The organism is Bacillus sp. 2175, from assembly GCF_057812155.1.
This window is the reverse complement of sequence record NZ_CM173819.1, coordinates 3,241,279-3,261,417: the sequence shown is the minus strand read 5'-3', so window position 1 is coordinate 3,261,417 and position 20,139 is coordinate 3,241,279. Positions and strand designations below refer to the sequence as shown.

The 20,139-nt window shown below is 32.9% G+C and carries 13 protein-coding genes and 4 pseudogenes; 7 read left to right on the top strand and 10 right to left on the bottom strand.

Annotation, left to right across the window (positions count from 1 at the left end):
- Window positions 1-12 precede the first annotated feature (12 nt).
- Window positions 13-561: a fascin domain-containing protein gene (locus ACXKY9_RS16955; RefSeq protein ID WP_000819433.1), complete on the top strand. Its 549-nt coding sequence runs from the start codon at window positions 13-15 to the stop codon at window positions 559-561.
- A gap of 1,536 nt (window positions 562-2,097) precedes the next feature.
- Window positions 2,098-2,433, top strand: coding sequence for a hypothetical protein (locus ACXKY9_RS16950; protein ID WP_000524433.1), 336 nt, complete (start codon window positions 2,098-2,100; stop codon window positions 2,431-2,433).
- 260 nt (window positions 2,434-2,693) lie between these two features.
- On the opposite strand, the gene ACXKY9_RS16945 is transcribed toward ACXKY9_RS16950, so the two are convergent.
- On the bottom strand, window positions 2,694-3,068 hold the full coding sequence (locus ACXKY9_RS16945; RefSeq protein ID WP_000088957.1) for a hypothetical protein: 375 nt from the start codon (window positions 3,066-3,068) through the stop codon (window positions 2,694-2,696).
- 547 nt (window positions 3,069-3,615) lie between these two features.
- Between ACXKY9_RS16945 and ACXKY9_RS16940 the strand changes: the two genes are divergently transcribed.
- Entirely contained in the window at window positions 3,616-3,900 is a 285-nt protein-coding gene (locus tag ACXKY9_RS16940) for a hypothetical protein (RefSeq protein ID WP_002062883.1), read from the top strand.
- Window positions 3,901-4,708: 808 nt separating this feature from the next.
- Complete coding sequence (locus tag ACXKY9_RS16935) at window positions 4,709-6,691, top strand: methyl-accepting chemotaxis protein (protein WP_000481853.1); 1,983 nt, start codon at window positions 4,709-4,711, stop codon at window positions 6,689-6,691.
- A 161-nt stretch (window positions 6,692-6,852) separates the two neighbouring features.
- Here ACXKY9_RS16935 and ACXKY9_RS16930 read toward each other — a convergent pair whose 3' ends face one another.
- The 8 genes and pseudogenes from ACXKY9_RS16930 to ACXKY9_RS16895 form a co-directional block, all read right to left on the bottom strand.
- Window positions 6,853-7,014, bottom strand: a complete 162-nt coding sequence (locus ACXKY9_RS16930) for a hypothetical protein (RefSeq protein ID WP_000724116.1) — start codon at window positions 7,012-7,014, stop codon at window positions 6,853-6,855.
- On the bottom strand, window positions 7,014-8,129 hold the full coding sequence (locus ACXKY9_RS16925) for a Rap family tetratricopeptide repeat protein (protein WP_000116962.1): 1,116 nt from the start codon (window positions 8,127-8,129) through the stop codon (window positions 7,014-7,016). The genes ACXKY9_RS16930 and ACXKY9_RS16925 overlap by 1 nt, the downstream gene beginning before the upstream one ends.
- 1,121 nt (window positions 8,130-9,250) lie before the next feature.
- A complete protein-coding gene (rfbG, locus tag ACXKY9_RS16920; protein WP_000934341.1) occupies window positions 9,251-10,339 on the bottom strand; it encodes a CDP-glucose 4,6-dehydratase in 1,089 nt (362 codons plus the stop codon).
- A gap of 28 nt (window positions 10,340-10,367) precedes the next feature.
- Window positions 10,368-11,327 (bottom strand): NAD-dependent epimerase/dehydratase family protein, encoded by a 960-nt coding sequence (locus tag ACXKY9_RS16915; RefSeq protein ID WP_000561953.1) that lies wholly within the window; start codon window positions 11,325-11,327, stop codon window positions 10,368-10,370.
- An 82-nt stretch (window positions 11,328-11,409) separates the two neighbouring features.
- A complete protein-coding gene (locus ACXKY9_RS16910) occupies window positions 11,410-13,479 on the bottom strand; it encodes a hypothetical protein (protein ID WP_001087523.1) in 2,070 nt (689 codons plus the stop codon).
- Window positions 13,480-13,499: 20 nt separating this feature from the next.
- A complete protein-coding gene (locus tag ACXKY9_RS16905; protein ID WP_000864432.1) occupies window positions 13,500-14,249 on the bottom strand; it encodes a sugar phosphate nucleotidyltransferase in 750 nt (249 codons plus the stop codon).
- A 140-nt stretch (window positions 14,250-14,389) separates the two neighbouring features.
- Window positions 14,390-15,142 (bottom strand): IS21-like element IS232 family helper ATPase IstB, encoded by a 753-nt coding sequence (gene istB, locus ACXKY9_RS16900; RefSeq protein ID WP_000798699.1) that lies wholly within the window; start codon window positions 15,140-15,142, stop codon window positions 14,390-14,392.
- Window positions 15,132-15,506 (bottom strand): annotated as a pseudogene (locus ACXKY9_RS16895) (Mu transposase domain-containing protein); the annotation flags it as partial. The gene istB and the pseudogene ACXKY9_RS16895, both read right to left, overlap by 11 nt.
- Window positions 15,507-15,598: 92 nt before the next feature.
- On the opposite strand from ACXKY9_RS16895, the pseudogene ACXKY9_RS16890 reads away from it, so the two are divergent.
- The 3 genes and pseudogenes from ACXKY9_RS16890 to ACXKY9_RS16880 all read left to right on the top strand — a co-directional run.
- A pseudogene (locus ACXKY9_RS16890) lies at window positions 15,599-16,648 on the top strand (IS4-like element IS231C family transposase); the annotation flags it as partial.
- A 513-nt stretch (window positions 16,649-17,161) separates the two neighbouring features.
- A complete protein-coding gene (gene ltrA, locus ACXKY9_RS16885; RefSeq protein ID WP_000169371.1) occupies window positions 17,162-18,469 on the top strand; it encodes a group II intron reverse transcriptase/maturase in 1,308 nt (435 codons plus the stop codon).
- A gap of 143 nt (window positions 18,470-18,612) precedes the next feature.
- A pseudogene (locus ACXKY9_RS16880) lies at window positions 18,613-19,005 on the top strand (IS4 family transposase); the annotation flags it as partial.
- A 128-nt stretch (window positions 19,006-19,133) separates the two neighbouring features.
- Here the strand turns inward: ACXKY9_RS16880 and istA are convergent.
- Window positions 19,134-20,063: pseudogene (gene istA, locus ACXKY9_RS16875) on the bottom strand (IS21-like element IS232 family transposase); the annotation flags it as partial.
- Window positions 20,064-20,139 lie beyond the last annotated feature (76 nt).

Here is a 20,139-nt window from a genome sequence, read left to right as displayed (position 1 = left end):
GGAGGAATGGGAATGAAGAGGTTCATAACACGTGCAAGTGGTAATACAATCTCAAAAAAGTTAGTTTTAATGATGTTGCCGATGGTTTTAATGATATTGATGATTACACCATCGAATGATGTATCGGCAGCAAATCTATCAAGAGCAGGTTCACTAAAAGGCGTGAATTTATTTAATGGAAGTTGGACAGTTGCTATACAGGCAGCAAATTTACAATATGTTTCTGCTGAGCCATCGGGTAATGTAGTAGCAAATCGTAATGCAGTTAATGAATGGGAGAAATTTGAATTAATTCCGACTGGGGAATTATATACGTTTGCTTTAAAAGCAAAAAGTAATGGAAAGTACGTTTCGTTTGAGCCAAACGGTAGAGTAGTAGCAGATCGTACATCAATTGGGGCATGGGAAAAATTTATCTTATATAATGGTGGAGACAATAGGATATATGTATTACAAGCACTAAGTAATGGTAGGTTTATATCAGCAAATGGTGGTAGAGAATTAACTGCTAATAGTTATGTAGCTGGAAGTTGGGAAAGATTTGTTATTGTATACTTCTAAACTTTGAAGTGTTATATATCTAAATAATAATGGCATGTTTAGTTTGTATAAACGCCTAATACAAGAAAGTATTAAGTATTTAATACAAGTGTATATTAACATGTAAAAGGGCTGCAAGTAATTAGCAGTCCTTTTGCATGTTAAATAAGGACTTACTGAGGTTATAATGAAAAGAAAAAGAACCCTATAGGGTTCTTTTTCAAGGCATATTAACAGTAAGGAGAATCATGAAATGCTACTTCAAATCTTTATTAGGGGAAAGATTTTGAATAAGCTTAACATACATCTATTTTTACATAAATGTAAGATATAGTAAATTGATAATGTTTATACTTATTATTGCTAATATTCAATTAAGATAGTTAATACTATTTATATAGTGTTAACTGGTGTATAGTACAGTATAGATTTAGAAATTTAATATTAGATTACATTTGTTAAAAAAGTTAATAGATATATTTTTTCAAATTCTAACTAACATTTAAACGGTTTTAATTGAAATTGGTTGTGTATTAACCTTTATAAGCCAATAAAATAAACAAAGACCCTGTAATAAATACAGGGCCGGATACAGGGTTAAGGGAACGCATAGTTTCTTAATATCATAGTAGCATATATTCTTTGTATAGCTACATGAGGATTTTGACAGAATTAAGAACAAGACAGAAATTCTGTAAGAAAGCAAATATAGTGCTGGAAATGTGATTGGAAATTAAGTTATAAGTATATTGAAATAGATGAAAATTCTTGAGTGTATGATTAAATTACCTTTAAATATGAGGCTTAGGTTAGAGGGCTAATTGGATCTTACTAAATAGGAGAAATGTTTTTTAGATTAAAAGAAGAAAAGACACCTTTTGGGTGTCTTTTCTTTAGATAAACAGTTCACATATTGCTGAATTAGATACGAAACCATAATTCGACTAAGAAGTAAATCTTAACATAATCTGAACAGAAAAAATATGTAATATTACATTTTTAGTTTTTAATTATTTTACTCAATATAGAGAAGCAACGTAAATAAAAGGGCATGCAGTCGTATCTGCAGCCCTTTTTAGGAGGAATTCAAGACACCATTAGGACACGTATCGGTAAACAGGTTCAAAAATAGTATGTGTGAAAAGAAAAAGTCCTATACCAAAAGTAGACAGGATCTTATCTTTTTTACATTTTAAAAAATGAAATGCTGTCCTTTTGAAATCAGTACAGCACACATTTGGTTTGTAATGAAATTAGAAAAAGTATACATGAAAATGGCAGACAACTATTTTGTTGCCTGCCGGTGCCAGTGGATTGAATGAGTTAGTCAATTCAATAAATTGTGCTATCTCATTACCAGAAGAGTGAAGCCGCTAGTTCAAACGGCTTAGACATAGTTTGTTTAATAAAGAAAAAATTATGGGTAGAAATTTTGTTTGCTCTATATGAAAAGATAAATAGATATTCATCAGACAAGGATAATTTAGCATATCTTGAATAGGGTGTAGGAACGAATTAAAGAAAGGGATATTTGTTTAGGAAGGGACTGACTCAGGAGTGGGACTTTCGGACAGGGTTTGGGGAGCGGTGATTGCCTTTGGCATTGCGACTAATATCGTTGCTTGTATAATGGCAGTATACATTCAAAAATATGAGCTAATGATAAATCATCTTACAAATATTTTATTTTTAATAATTATCTCTTTAACGTTTATAAAGATGAAAATTAACAGATGGGTGGCTTTAGGATTTACATTAGTTGTAATAGAGAAAGGTATTAAAGCGGGCTATGACTTCTACACACATAATTATTATAGTGTCAGTTGGAGTTTAGCTATCATTGTCTATTGCATATACGAGATGGAAAAGTATTATATTGAAATAAACGAATAGGCGCAACAAAAAGGTGTTAGTAGGTGGAATTCTTTTTAAAATACTATAAAAAAGACACTACAAGAGTGTCTTTTTTTTGAAAATACTCTATAATTAACTTTGGGGAAGGTAATGTTAGAGTATTCGTTTAGCATTATCTTTATATTTGATAAACCATGAAATCGAAAGATTTTGTGGTTTATTTTATGAACAATAGATATTACAGTATTGGCAGTGAGTTATTAACCATTTTAAGCATTAGGGGAGAATGGATTAAAAGTCTAACATCGAATAACGGTTCCGGAATATAGTGTTGCGAAATGATCTCCCATATCCCAAACGGTACTTGCCTGTATATAGCCCTTAAAGCCTTCTGAAGAATAATAAATCTCTTTTGGTATACTTTCTTTAGTTTGGAAATGTGCTTTAGAGTACTTTACATAATGGTTTTTAACAACTTTTGCTTCTGGAACAATAGTGTTTTTTTGTTCCAATTTTGGCCTAGCACTAGAAGGTGGTATGAATTTTATATTGTCTTGGTAATTAGGATCTAAGGTGTCAGCTTGTACACTGTGTGACGAAACAAAGGTGCTTAGACTACTTCCCGCGATTAAAGTTGCAAATACTAACTTTGAGAATTTTGTTAATCTACTCATTCTATAATCTCCTTTTTATTATTTTGTAAGGTATCTCCTTACACCTCACAGTCTATATCCACTACAAAAGGGTGTACATACATATTGATAGACAAAATTCTACAAAATACCGCATGTTTTTGGGATTTATGTATAATAATCCAATGTCTAATAATCTATCAAAAGTAAAAAGGTAGGTCTTATATAAAAGAAAATGAATAATTTATGCAGGTAATGTATATGGAATTATTGTTTAAATATTCTAAAATGAGTTGATAAAGATGTTGGTAGGTTTTTTGGAAAACAAATAATTCCCTAGGTGAAATTTGGAAGGAAGATTCTCTGTTAGAGTTTTTATAAGGGAATTCATTTTCGTAGATTCAAAATGTAAAAATAACTAAAAGAGCAAGTGTTTCAATGGGTAAAAAGCTATGTTGAGTCTTTTTTCTCTGTCGGTGGTCGTCTAATCAATGAAATGACGGATGCTTATGATAGTTTGTGTCTAGCAACATTCGTGTATAAACGAATGAATTAAGAAAAGGGTGAAATATTGGATAACTCGAAATGGATGCCTTTAAGTAATGTTGATGATGATGAGGAAATTTGGGTAGGAGCAAGAGTTAGGGTGTACAATGTTGGTATGAATAGAGAAGATAAAGAAAATAATTTCTATGAATATATTATTTCTTATATCTACGACAACACTAACTACTTACAACTAACTAATTTAACAACAGGAAAAGCAGGTTATATTATTTGTGTCATTGAAAAAGAATTACCAAATAATTATGCTTTGGGCAGAACATTAAAGCAAAGAATAGGTTTAGAAAATACCTATTTTAGATTTGAATAATCAACAAATAAGGGAAGCACCAACTCTAAGGTGTCTTCCCTTATTTAATACTTTTTATCAATAATCAATATTAACAGAGCCTAAATAAAAAAGTGAGAAAAATGATAAACACTCTTCTCACTTTCATCAATTAGGGTGGCATATACATAAATATGCGTTTGGGTGGATTTTGGATGAAAAATCCACATGCATAGTATAACAAAAAAATTATGGCTTTTCGCATGTAATATTGCATATGAAAAATAGTAAAGTTTTAAATTTTAATATTAACAACTTATATATATGTGTTACAATGTAATTCTCTAATTTATTTTATTCTCCTATTTAGAATTTATAGTTTAGTGATTCAATAATACAAAAGTGGTTGTAATAAATAGATAAAACGATGAAATAATACAGTTAGAATGGTTAAAAGGCAGTTAAATATAAGTATTAAAAGAAATAAATTTACTTATTTATGTTTAGTGAATGTATTATGGTAAGAATTTCATCCGATTGGATTAGCGCTAAACTAGATTTTTATCCAAACAAATCCAATAATTATTTTTTAAATGAAGTATATGTTGCATCAAGTTTATTTGGAATAATTCGTAGTCTAATAATTGCTGAATCTAGAAAAATAACATATTCGAAAGGAGGGCAGATAAAACTCTGTCTGTGAAAATTAAATCTCTAAATTATAAAGTACGGATAATAGGATGTAATTGTGGTTTCATTTCGAATGGTACCATAAATGAATGTGGAAAAGTAAAGGAGAAAAATTTAAATAAACTATATAAGTAGTAAAAATGAAAAGGAGAAGTAGCTAGTGTTTAATATAAAAGAAAGATTGGGGAAAATAAAGCTTAAAACGAAGTTGTCTATGGCATTTATAGCAATATTAATTATACCAAGCCTTATCGTAGGAGTATCATCTTATAATAAAGCAAAAACAGATCTTAATGAAACAATTCTACAATCAGCAAAAGATAATATAAGTATTTTAGATAAGATTGTTGATGATGAATTAGAAAATAAGCATACAGATATCACTCATTTTGCAAAGGTACTCACACAAGGGGATTATAATCCTGAACAATCGCAAAATGTACAGAATAAATTTGATCAATATATACAGTTACATCCAGAGATAGAAACGATTTATACGGCATCCAGTAACAATCAATTTATTCATGCACCTGTTGGAAAAATACCAGAAGGGTTTAATCCGCTAGAAAGCAGTTGGTATAAGGATGCAGTAAAAGCAGATGGAGAGATTATTGTTTCATCTCCATATAAATCAAAGTCTACAGGAAATATGGTAATTGCAATTGCAAAGCAGAATGCAGATAAAAGTGGTGTCATTGGCGTAGATTTGAATATTAAAGATATCGTAAAAACATCCAAAATGATAAAAATTGGGAAGCAAGGATTTGTATCTATAGTTAGTCAAGATAAAACTATAGTTGTTCATCCATCACTAAAACCTGGAGAGAAATTAGATAAAACTTTAGTGGATGAATTGTACAAGACAGAAGATGGAGTAATTACTTATAGCCTCAATGGTGAAGATCGAAACATAAGCTTTAAGACAAATAAAAAAACAGGTTGGAAAATAGCTGGCGTAATGCCTACGAAAGAAATTGAAGAAGCTACCAATCCTATTTTTTATAAAACGCTCACTATAATAGGTGCTTCATTATTGTTAGGTGGAATTGTAATTCTATTCATACTCAAATCTATAATTACTCCACTAAGACAATTAGTCATTTCAGCTCAAAGAATTAGTCAAGGAGATTTAACCGAGAAAATAGATATTCGTTCAAAGGATGAACTTGGTCAATTAGGTGGTAGTTTCAATACAATGGCAGAGTCGTTACGTAATATTATTTCTCAAATTAACACATCTGCAGGACATGTAGCTGCGTCTTCTGAGGAACTAACTGCTAGTGTAGAGCAAGCAAGTGTTGCGACAGAACAAATTACAAAAGAGATGGAAGAAATCTCGAACAGTGCAGAGGTTCAAAATAATGAAGTTGAGTCTGGAGCTGAATTAATTGGTGAGGTAACACGAAATATTCAATACGTAGCTGAGAATGCTTCTGAAGTATCGGCTTCATCCATATACACTAAACAAAAAGCCAATGAAGGTGAACAATTAGTAGAACAAACTGTAACACAAATGCAGTCTATCCATCACTCTGTTTCTCAATCCGATAATGTCATAAAATTATTAGATAAGAAATCACAGCAAATTGGCAGTATATTAGAAGCGATTCAAAATATTGCGGAACAAACAAATTTATTAGCATTAAATGCAGCGATTGAAGCAGCTAGAGCTGGGGAACAGGGGAGAGGATTTGCAATTGTTGCCGATGAAGTTAGAAAGTTGGCGGAGCAATCATCCGAATCTTCAATGGAAATTGGAAGTTTAATTAAGGAAATACAAGCAGACGTATATGAGACTGTAAAAGCTATGAATGAAGTAGGCGTAGAAGTACAGTCGGGAATTAAAGTTGCTAACGATACAAAACAAAGTTTTTATGAGATTTCAAAATCTGCAAATGATATTGTGTCAAAAGTGCATGGTATGGTGGAACTATCTAATACAATGACTACTGATGCAATGAAAGTCGATACATCGATTGATCAAATAGCTATGGCTGTAAAAGAAAATTCTTCAAGTATGCAAACGATAGCTGGTTCATCTGAGGAACAACATGCTTCTATGGAAGAGATAAATTCTTCAGCAATACAATTAGCACAGATGGCGGAAGAACTTCAAGAGTTAATTGGTGGATTTAAGATTTAAGTTGAGATTCTAGGAGAGAATGCTAGAATCTTGTTACAGAGTGGAAATGAAAAATCTTATAACATAGTAAATAAGTATAATATGTACTCTCTATGCGTATTGAACAGGCAGATAAGCCATTTAAAAACCCTCCATTTGGAGGGTTTTTAAATACATTTACATTAAATTTGTGGTGGTGCACCACCATAATCGCCAACACTATATGAAGGAGCAGGATAATGCCCATGAGTAGCAAGCTGATCTGTTTTAGAAAACTGAAAAATTCCCACCGTTAATACCCCAATAAAAGCAATGCTTGATAATAATAAGCTAATTTTTTTCATTATTTTAACACTCCTTTTGCGATTGATTTTTGTCTTGCTTGATAACAAATATGGAAATAGTCACTTACTTTTTGGTGGTTCTCTAATTGTCTACATTTTGTGGCAAATAATTCGGCGTATTCGACAACATATTCCCATAATTCTTCTTCCTCAAAGTATAAGATTCCTTCTTGAATGATTTTTTCTAATTCTTCCAATGGAATATTTTCGTTTAATTTTTTTAAAATAGAGAAGTGGTGTGTATATTCTTCGTTATGAATCTCTCTGCAAATCTGTAGTCCCTTATCAATGAGTTGGCTGGCCGTTGATTGTTCTCCTAACTTATAATGTTCCTTAGCTTGTAGGAAGATGGCCTTGAAGTGTGTAGGGATTTTCTCTGTTACTTCTGAAAGGTGACGAATAGCTAAAGTAGACATACTTTGATCAGAATACAGCCACCCCATAGTATTTTTTACGTATAACAAGGAATCTTCTTCCCTATTTTTTTGTAGTAAATCAATTGCACAATGTAGATATTCTTCTGCTTGTTCGTACTGTTTTAAATAGATGCAGCAACCACCTAGCAAACTATTACAAAAGGCTGTTTTTACTTCATAACCTTCGTACTTTGAAAAGATTGCTCTCGATTTATTTGCGTATTCGATAGAAGCGAGATTGTTATAGGTATGGTGATAGAAAGTAGCAATTCTATAGTAAAATTCGGCGTGTTCAATTTCATCTGGTATAGCTACCAATATTTTTTCTGCTAGTTTATAATGTTCCTCTGCCTCAGTATAATTTGATATAAAAGTGGAATGAATGGATTTGAAAAAATGATAATAGAATTGTAGAAATTGATCTGTAGGCATATCATAATCGCTAATAGTATCAAAACTATTTTGTTGAATACCAAGGCTATCTGTTAAGACCTTGTAACGAAATTCGAGTAGTGAATAGTATAGTAACAAATTTTGATCCTGATGCTCTTGATTCGGTTCAATGCTTAACTTATTAATTTTTTCATCAATTTTCTTTTTTAGATTAGTAGCTTTTATAACTTGCTGAGATAGCATAGATCGATACCAGTCGTTCAATAGAGAGGTTAATTGCTCATTTCCTTTTACTGAGACACTCATAATATACGCCCCCATTTTCTAAAAAAATCCTAATCCAATTTAATTATAAACATCATAACAAAATAGAAGAAAAAATGGAGTGATATTACAATATTTTTCAAGAAAATTCATAAAAAACAATCAATTTGTGTCGAATATACGTAGAATAAAACATCCAAAAATAATCAAAAGATGATATGAGTCTTTATACGTTCTATTAGGTGAACTAAGAACTGTGATTGAAGATTTATGAAATTTCTTTTTCTTAAAACGATCAATTATGTATTAATTTTTAGATTATTTTATCGGATAAATATAGTATGTATCACCACCAAATGTATAAATCTTGCGTATGTAAATAAGAAGAGAATAAAGGAAATAAAAAAGAACTTGTAAGAATTCCTACAAGTTCTTTTTTAGATAATGTAAAAGGTGAAACAGACTATGTCATTATTTGTAATAGTAAAATTATCTTACGTATGGTTTTATTTTATAGAAGATGTACTATATTGAAGATTTGTTCTTATTGTTGATTAAAGGGAAATTTAAGACTGGTAAGGGGAAAGTGCATAAAAGAGAAAGTCTCCTTTATTTATTCTGAAAAGATAATTCAAAAAGCTATTTGTGTATAGAATAAGCTATGCATAAATTCATCAACATTGGTGATAATAAATAAGAGAATCAATATATAAGCATAAACTTGTTAAAGCTCAGTGTAATTCTATAAATAGTAGATATAATTATCTGAAAAATAACATTATTTACTTTTCGAGTAGGATAAGTAAAAAAAAAAAGGAAGTTTTTCTTTGAAGAAAGCTCTTTTGACAGGAATAGATTTTTTCATAACTAGAACAAATAAATTAATAATCACATATACTGTATTGTCGTTAAAGCAAGACATTATTTTCTCAGAACAAGGGAATCACTAGAAAAATACGTGATTCCTTTATTCTTCAATATAATGTCAATAGTTGATTTGAAATAACCGAAGAAATAAAATTTTTGTTAATGGACAATCACATAATTTTAGGTATAGTAGGTTTATAATTTAGACTATAAAAATTAATGTATCTTTTATTATTTTAACCAAGAAGACTCCCTCCATAAGGAACTCACAGCAAGTATGGGTAAGTGGGAGTAGTTCAAAGCATGCAATATTGTTTGATTTGGCTAATACATAGATTTCTCATCTCAGAACTGGTGTAAGAATTATAATGTTTATACCATTCTATTGTATTTTCTAAAGTCTGTTGTAGGGACCATTTTGGCTGCCAATTAAGATTGAATTTTGCTTTGCTAATGTCAAGGTTTAGTAAATTTGCTTCATGAAAATTTATTGGACCTATATTTTCTGCTGTCCAATCCCCGCAGCCCCAAATATCTAGTAAACTTGTCACTAATTTTTCTACTGAAACAATATTGCTTAGGGATGGCCCGAAGTTCCATGCTCCTGAAAAAAGGATACCATTATTTATAATTTTTTCTGTAAGGAGTAAATAACCGCTTAAAGGTTCTAGTACATGTTGCCAGGGTCTAATAGCAGTAGGATTTCTAATAATAATCTTTTTGTTTGATTCTAATGCTCGTATACAATCGGGAATAATTCTATCTATTGACCAATCACCACCACCAATTACATTACCAGCTCGAACACTTGCAATTATTTTCTTATGTTGAGAAAATTTTTCTTCTGAAAAGTAAGAATTACGATAGGAAGAAATTAAAAGTTCGCAGCATCCTTTGCTTGAGCTATATATGTCATGGCCGCCCATAGGGTCAATTTCACGATAACCCCAAGGCCATTCTTTATTTTCATAGCACTTGTCACTTGTCACCATAATTCCTATTTTAGCTGATTCATGTAATCGAATTGCCTCTAGTACATTCATAGTTCCTACAACGTTTACCTCGTATGTTTCTCTAGGATATTCATATGAATACTTAACTAGAGGTTGGGCAGCTAAATGGAATACAATTTCAGGTTTATAATCTGTAAAAACGTTATTTAATTTATTAAAATCTCTAATGTCTCCACGAATATCAATTATATTATTTTGAAGGTTAGTAATGTTAAAGTTATCATTTTTATTTTTAGAATCTAATGAATATCCGATTACAGTAGCACCTAATTCATTCAACCATAGGGATAACCAAGAACCTTTAAAACCAGTATGTCCAGTAATTAAAATTCTTTTTCCGTAAAAAGCATTATTAAAGTTTTGGTTTAACAATTAGTCCACCTCCTTTAGTACCCTATTTTTAGGGGGTTAGGTATAAATGTTTATTATTTTTATACCAATTAACAGTTTTTATAATTCCTTCTTCAATATTAATTCTAGGTTCCCAGAAAAGAGAGTTTTTTATTTTTTGCACATCCGCTTCAGGAACCCATCTTTCATTTGTTCTAGAGGAAATTGCACCGTAATTTGGTCTGGAATTGGTTTTCAAATGTTTGAATAATAATTCTACATAATGTTTCAAGGGGTGAATAGTGCCGCTCCCAATATTAAAGATTTCATTTTGTACAGTAGTATTTTCTACGGCTAGGATACAGGCATCTATTACATTTTCTATATAACAATAATCTCTTAATTGATTACATAAAGTTAAATTTACATCTTTGTTTTGTAATACTCGCAAGATTATATAGCTAAAAATTTTATGCGGCTCTTCGCCTTCTCCGAATATGCCAAAAGGTCTTAATGTTATAAGATTAATATTGTTTTCGCTAGCAATTTGATGGGCGAGTATAGTAGCAGCAGCTTTGGTACTTCCATAGATGTCCACAGGAGTTAGTAACATATTTTCATGAATAGGTTCCATCTTGTTACCGTATTCAGAACTACTCCCAAAATTGATGATTTTTTTACAATTCACCAATTTTGCTGCTTGAATAATGTTACAAGTCCCTATAACATTTGTTTCTATAGCATGGATGTAATCTGTATGGGCAGAATTTACACCATAGGCTGCCAGATGAAAGATATAATCGGGATTAATTTTCTTTATTGCATCTTGTACTTGTTTTTTATCTCGTATATCTACTTCATAGGTTTCAATATATTTTAGAATATCCTTTAGTCTCCAAGAGTTTGATGGTGTTCTTATGAAAAGAACAATTTTTGCTTGTAAATTTAAAAGTCTTCGTGCCAAGTGAGAACCAATAAAACCGTATCCACCAGTAATAAGGAAAGTTTTATTTTTAAATGAAGCAATCATAGTGATAATCTATCCTTTATTAAGATGTATTTTTAGTTGCTGAAATAAATAGATTTATTTTTAAATAAGGAAAGTATCAGTCTTAATTGTGATGAGTGGAGGGGTATTTAAAATAATTTTTTATTGTTGTTGTATCAATTTGGTCAGCAAATAAAGAGGAGGGAGATTTTTGAAAAGTATTATGAAGGGTATGACATGTCTTGTTCAATTGTTCAATATAAGGAATGTATATATAATCTAAAACTGCTGGAGGTAATTCTAAAGTTTCTTGTTTCCATAAATCGAACTCATTTGGATTAATAATTTGCATACTTCCAAAATGAAAAGCTATTAATTCATCTTGATCAATAAAAACTTTATTATCTGTTTTGGATATAGAACTGCTATTTAAAATGACATTCCAAGGTGCTGCATCAATACCTTTATGAGTCATGATTTTTATATTAGAAAAGATGTTAGGAATGTGATTTAAATATTTTTGGTCACCCCATCTATTCATTTCAACATCATATTGATTATTGCAATATTCTAGGCATTTATCTTTCCACCATGTTAAAATTTCTTTACTATTTTGATCGTTCTTGAAGCCTACTAAACCAGCTTGGTATATACCGTGTATGCTTTCAATTTCAGTAGAGCTTCTTTGAGGGCAAAGGAATACAGAGTACTTCCACCATTCATCAAGAATGATATTAGGTGCTGTAAAGAAATACATATCAGCATCACAATATATAATGTGATCAACTTCCGGATAAAGACTAAGGACATGTAGACATAGGGGCGCTTTTAATGTCCAACAATACTCTTGTAAACTTCTATCATTTTTTATACTGAGGAGTTCATGATTTTCAATTTCTTGTACCGGAATTAGTATGGCGTGCTTTAATTTTAATTTTTCTAATATTTGATAAGTTAAATCATCCATACAACAGATCCATACAGTAAATTTAGCGTTGAAATTTTCTAAGGAATAATAAGAGGTCAATCCTTGAATTAATCGTTCTTTACTTATAATCATGGAAAAGTTCATAAAATGATTGGATTGATTCATTTTTCTTCTTAATTGTGAATCTTTATATAAAGTTTGAGCTTTATTTATATCTTTTTTACTTAAAAATTGTTTAGTATCTTTATTGAATTTATCCTTTAATTGCTTTAAAACAAATTGAATTCTCTCTAAATACGGAGTGTAAATATGGTTTAATATATTATTGGGTATTGAAATTTCTCCCAAAGACCAAAGATCAAAATCATTTTCAGTAAAGATAGTAATACATGCAAAATGGTAAACAACTAGTTTGTCGTTTTCAATAAATATATCGTTTTTAGTCTTGTCAATTTTATAATCGTTATTATATATACAGTTCCAAGGTGCAGCATTTATACCTAAGTTATTTGAAATTTTTACTTTTGGAAAATATATAGGGATATAATCTAAATACTTTTGGTCTCCAAATTTCCCCTCCTCAGCCTCGGCACTGCACCAATCTATACATTTATTTTTCCACCATCTTACACTTTTTAGTCCATAGAGATCATTCTTAAATCCAATTAGACCAGCCTGATATTTTCCATACATTTTTTCTACCCAATCACGATCTCTTTGGGGGGTTAGGAAAATAGAATGGTCACCCCATTCCTCAAAAATAATATTAGGGTCAGAGAAAAAGCATAAATCACCATCACAATATAGAATAGATGGTAAATCATAATTGACCAATAAATATTCTATCAAGACAGATTTTAAAGTCCAACAATATTCATTTACTTTTCTTTTTCTCTTAATTGCTTTTAGTTCACGATCTTCCAATTCTTCAACTTGTAAAAGGTTTACATTAATTAAACTCATTTCTTTTAATAGTGAATATGCAAAAGGATCTATACAACAAATCCACAATGTGAATTTTTCTGAGTACTGCATTAATGATTGCTGTAAAGCAATAATTTTCAAGACATACTCACTACCTACAATGACGCAGAAATGATTATTTAGATCATGTTGTTGATTATAGAATTGGGGATCAATTCTTTTTTGAGTATTTTTTTTGGAGAGATTTGAAGCTTTAATTCCTGTTGAAAGTGGGTTAACTATTTTCTCATTAGAGGGGATATACAATCGAGGTAAACTTATTTTTTTATCATTAGAGTTCAATGCTTATTCAGTCCTCTCCACTAAAATTTATTTGGATTCCAACTTTCATTTACAGTTTTTAAATCTTTAGGTGTATCGACACTAGCCCAAAAGTCATTGTGTTCATAGACTGCGAGCTCATTGTCTTTTATTAAATTTCGAAGAGGATCTTCTTCTAGAACACAATCATCATTATTACTTAAATAATCGAATATTTCTTTGTTAAATACAAAAAAACCGCCATTAATTACTTCATCAAGTAATGGTTTTTCTTTAAAATCAATAGCAATTCCATCTTCGACCGCCAATAGGCCGTATTGACTATTTTTTTTAATTCCAGTTAATGTAGCAATTTTTCCTTTTTCTTTATGGAATGCTATTAGTTGATCAATATCTATATTGGCTAATCCGTCACCATAAGTTAATAAAAAGGTTTCACCCTGTACAAAGGATTCAAGTTTTTTTAGTCTTGCCCCGGTCATTGTATCAATTCCTGTATCTATAAAGTGTATATTCCAATTTTCTAATTTCTGAAGTAGCGTATATTGACTGGTTTTAAAATTCAAACTAAAGTCATTCTCTTTCCAGCTAAAGTCCATAAAATATTCCTTAATTTTCTCACCTTTATATCCTAAGGGCAAAATGAAATCAGAATGTCCATATTTTCTATACCAATTCATTATATGCAAGAGGAGAGGCTTTCCTTGAACTCGAACTAATGGTTTGGGAATGTCCTCTAAAATTCCTTGCATCCGAAGCCCTTTTCCGCCACACAAAATTATGACTTTCATAGATTTATTTCCTTCCTCTCAATATATTTTACTAATTTAAACTATGTAGTTTGTTTGGTAAATGTATACACGGTTGTACCATAATGATGTAAATGTCAAGATAAACATGTACATTTTCGCTTGTTTAAGCATGTACAAAATCAATCATTTTCTTTGCTAAAATGATCTTTAATTCGATAGGATTGTCCTACAATACTGACCACCGTGGCATGATGTAAGACACGATCTAGTATGGCATTGGCGAGTTTAGGGTCCTGGAATACTTCGTCCCAAGACTTGAAGTTGATATTGGTCGTTAGGATGGTACTACGCTTTTCATAACGCATATCGATTAATTGAAAGAATAATTTTGCATCCTCCGGATCAATAGGCAAGTACCCAATTTCATCAATAATAAGTAATTTGTATTTTGTATAGTGCTTTAAACGAGATTCTAGGCGATTCTCAATCTTGGCACGTTTTAAATTTTGAAGTAAATCATGACATTTAATAAAATAAGTACTTGTTCGCTTTTTAGCTGCTGCTATACCAATAGACGTGGCCAAATGGGTCTTACCAACACCACTAGGTCCTAAAAATACTATGTTTTCTTGTTGCTCTAAGAAACGTAGAGAAATAAAATCTAAGATTTGTTGTTTATTAATACTCGGCTGGAATTCGAAATCAAACTCATCAACCTCCTTTCTATGAGGAAATGCGCCCATTTTCACCATAGAATGAATCATATTTTGTTCTCGTACATCAATCTCATAGTTTGTCAGTTTAACAAGTGTCTCTACGAAGGATAATTCATTATTAATGCTAAAATCGACTACGTCACCTAAATGTTGTGCCATTTGTTTTAATTTTAAATACTCTAGGTTTGTTGTTAATTGTTGATAGCTATTCTTCATTTCTATATACCTCACCAATTACTGATAAATTTTGTTTCGCCAAATTGTCAATGTTCGGATATTTAGGTAGTGACTTAGCCAATGCTTTTTTATAATGTTCTTCTTTATAATTGAGCTTAGATTGGCTGATTTTATGTTGTACAATTAACTTCATGTTATGATAAACATATATTTGATTATCATATACTTGTAAACCGACGGTTTTACCTTGATATTCAGCTGGAACTGAGTATTGATTCGATTTGTAAGATATCATGCCTGATGTATTAACTTTTACAAGTTTATGCTTAATCATATAGGAATCTCTTATCGCGCTCTTCGGGAGTGGTTGTAGGAGATTCTTTTCCTGTTTTAGGGCAAACACTCATGCCCATCAACTTAAGAATTTGCACTACCCCCAAGTGTCAAAAAACGTTATTCTTTCTAAAAAGCTAGCTAGAAAGGATGACATTTTTTATGAATCTTTCAATTCAAGATGAATTACAACTATTTTCTGAAGAGCTGTATCGTCATTTAACCCCTTCTCTTTTGGAAGAACTCGCTAAAGAATTAGGTTTTGTAAAAAGAAAACGAAAGTTTTCAGGAAATGAATTAGCTACCATATGTATCTGGGTCAGTCAACGTACAGCGAGTGATTCTCTCGTTCGACTATGCAGTCAATTACACGCCGCCACAGGCACTCTTATGAGTCCAGAAGGACTCAATAAACGCTTTGATAAAAAAGCGGTTGAATTTTTGAAATATATTTTTTCTGCATTATGGAAAAGTAAACTTTGTAAAACATCAGCCATTTCAAGTGCAGCACTCACGTATTTTCAACGAATCCGTATTTTAGATGCGACGATTTTCCAAGTACCGAAACATTTAGCACATGTATATCCTGGGTCAGGTGGTTGTGCACAAACTGCAGGTATCAAGATTCAATTAGAATATGACTTACACAGCGGACAGTTTTTAAACTTCCAGGTAGGTCCTGGAAAAAATAATGATAAAACATTTGGAACAGATTGCTTAGATACCTTACGGCCGGGTGATCTGTGTATTCGTGATTTAGGATATTTTTCATTGGAAGACTTAGATCAAATGGATCAACGTGGCGTGTGCTATATATCAAGACTTAAGTTAAACCATACCGTCTATACGAAAAATCCATTTCCAGAATACTTTCGAAATGGGACAATCAAAAAACAGTCACAGTATATCCAAGTTGATTTAGAGAACATTATGCACACGTTAAAACCAGGACAAACGTATGAAATAAAAGAGTCGTATATTGGCAAGAATCAAAGATTATTTACAAGAGTAATTATCTACCGATTAACAGAGGAACAAATACTGGAACGTAGAAAAAAACAAAGCTATACCGAAAGTAAAAAGGGGATTACATTTTCAGAAAAGAGTAAACGATTAACGGGTATCAACATATATGTTACGAATACGCCTTGGGAAGTGGTTCCGATGGAACAAATCCATGATTTTTACTCCCTCCGCTGGCAGATCGGCGTGTCCAGATAAGGACACATTATCTAGTTGGTGAAAGTCCAATCGGGAGAATAGACTCCACTCCCGTAGCCTGAGAGGCGCCATGAAGTGAAAGCGACATGGCGAAGCCCTCTGACATCACATGCAAAAGGCATGTGGGCAAATCTCCAGGTTGTAACGTACAGTGAACGTAGATGTAGCCTCGTTACACGCAATTCCGGTGGCTGAGACGGTCGATAACGTGCGAAAGCAACAAGAACTGACCGAAACGAGTCTGGAACGGCAGTTCTCACCGGCGGGGTATCAGCGGCGACATGGAGAGAAAGATAATGTGGAAACTGGAGAAGCCCTCGACACCCGATGAAGAAATCTCATCGAGGAGACCGTCTCTATAACCGCGATCGGGAAGTGAGAACGGTAGGTGTCAGGGTGGCGGAACGGATCGTAGTACCAGAGATCTGCGTGCAGCAAAACACGCGGGGAGGAAAGGATCCGAACCTGTAAACATTTCGTATGACTAAAGGAGGCAAGGGTGCTATGACAAAAACACCCATCACTTTGCAGGAACTAAGGCAACGAATCTATCGAAAGGCGAAGTCTGAACCTACGCACCGGTTTTGGGGGATATTTACCCACATTACCAAAATTACAACCCTTCACGAAGCATATCAACAGGCGAGGAAAAACAATGGTGCCCCAGGCATTGATGGAAAAAGTTTTGCTGATATAGAACTAGAAGGAGTTATCCCATTCTTAACGGGTATTCAAGAAGAATTACAAGCTGGAATATACCAACCACAAGCCAATCGAAAAGTAGAAATCCCAAAGACAAACGGCAAAATGCGAACTCTGCAAATTCCGTGTATACGAGATCGTGTAGTACAAGGAGCGCTAAAACTCATATTAGAAGCAATTTTTGAAGCTGATTTCTGTCCAAACTCGTATGGGTTTCGGCCGAAACGCTCTCCACATCAGGCATTGGCAGAAGTACGACGCAGTATATTGCGCCGTATGACCATAATAATTGATGTTGATTTGTCACGCTACTTTGATACAATCCGACACAACATATTATTGGAGAAAATCGCGAAACGTGTCCAAGACCCACAGGTTATGCATCTTGTAAAACAGGTAATTAAGGCAACAGGAAAGATCGGTGTCCCGCAAGGGGGACCATTTTCTCCACTAGCCGCGAACATTTACCTCAATGAAGTGGATTGGACATTTGATACCATTCGACGTAAAACAGCTGATGGCAATTACGAAGCTGTAAACTATCACCGTTTTGCCGACGATATAGTTATCGCTGTAAGCGGACACTCCAGTAAAAGTGGATGGGCTGAACTGGCATTACGACGACTGTGGGAACAGTTAAAGCCTTTGGGAGTTGAACTGAATCTGGAGAAGACTCAGATGGTCAATGTCCTAAAAGGAGAATCCTTCGGATTTTTAGGATTTGACCTGAGACGAATACCGAACCGAAATAAGAATGGATTCTTCGTTTTCATGATCCCGAAGAAGAAAGCTCGCACGACAGTGAAAGCAAAAATTCGCGAACTCATTCAAAACGCAGGAGCGAAGCCAGCACAAGACTTAATAAAACAAATCAATGCCGTACTGACTGGATGGGTGAACTACTTCCGGGTTGGGAACTCTAGTCAAGCTTTCAGTGAAGTACGTGATTATACGGAGATGAAAATTCGCACACTGTTAACGAGAAGGAAACGACGACGAAAGCGTAGCATCGGATGGCAGAGATGGAGTAACGAATATCTCTATGGTGTACTGGGGCTTTACTGGGACTGGAAAGTCCTTCCCCTGAAAAGTGCAGAGAGTTTCCGATGAAAGTGTCTGCCATTTGATAGGTCTCATAACCCTTTTGATGAAGTTTATGGGGTGAGCTGCTTGAGGGAAAACCTCACGAGCAGTTCTTATGGGGAGAGGCTGGAAACGGATCACAACTGATACCGCGCCAGTCTTTTACCCGACAAATCATATTTAAAACGTGGAAATCTCTATTTCAAATTCATCATTGGCAAACTATCAAACAAGAGCGATTAGAATGCCATGTGTATGGAAAACTCATTGCCATTTTTATATGTTCTTCCACGATGTTTAAGATGCGCCAACTTCTGTTGCAAAAGCACAAAAGAGAACTAAGCGAATATAAAGCAATTGGGATGATTCAAGATCATCTATCCCTGTTATATCAAGCGATACAGAGAAACACCCGTATAATAACAAAGGTTTTAATCCGCCTGTTTACCCTACTAAAGAAAAATGGCCGGAAATCCCATCGATATGAGAAGAAAACTATCTTTGATATTATGGGTGTTGTCTATGAGTATAATGGATTGAGAAAACAAAAGAAAGCTGCATAAGAAAAAAATGAAACCCGTTAGGGTTTATTTCGTATGCTCATTTTTAAGAGGATTATACTGTTTAAAAGTTTGTTCATTTCAATTAATGGAAAACCGTAGAGTTTCTATCCTTAAGTTGATGGGCATGGGGCAAACACTGGAATCTTACCAGTCCCTTGATGAAATGTTTGATTAATTCTTGCACATAATTTTTGCACAAATTCATGTAATTCTTCAAAAGTGAATCTTCCTTGATAAGCATGAATTTCGTCTAGAAGTTTCATTGGCGCTTCTACTTTCCCTTTGGTATTTGGTCGCCCTGCGATACAAGGTTGTACCTTAAATCCAAAATCTTGAGCGAATTGGGCAAACTTATTGTTAATCGTTCCTGTAAAGTGTTCTGTTCGAGCTTCATCCATTACCGTCTTCATATTATCCGTGACAATTACCTTCGGTACACCACCAAACATTTCAAATGCCTCTGTCATAAATGACATTAAAACACTTTGTGATTTTGAAATATTCAAATGAAAAACTTTAAATCTCGAGTAGGACAATAAAAGTACAGCTACATTCACATATACGATTTCGCCACTTTTGGTTTCAAATCGTATGCTTTCTTTCCAATCTAATTGAGCTTGTTCTCCTGGAGGTGTCTCATAACGGACACCCACTGAATGACCTGATAAAATACGCTTCCCCTCATCAAAATATGTTCTAAATTCAGGCTTTCTATTAATATAAGCACGAAATGCAGACTGTGAACATTTTAAACCGTGATTGTCTGTTAGATACTGCCATAACACTCGTTTGTAGTAGAAGATTTGTTTAGAATCACTAGATAAAAGAGCTGCAATCACTTCATAATATGTATCGATTTTCGATGTTTTATTTTTTGTCCCTTTTGGTGTAAAACCATTCAAATACTTATCTATGGTACGCCGATCCACATTCAATTCTCTGGCTAATTGACTTTTATTTATCTTCATTTTTAAGTTCCCCATTAGTTTTTTAAAATTTGGTAAGTCTGAAAGACTTTTAACCTCAAATTCTGTTTGAATATCTAGCTTAATATACATACTAACCACCTCAGAGTCAGTATGGAGAATCCAATTGAAAATGTACATATTTATTCAAGCGTTAATGTACATATTT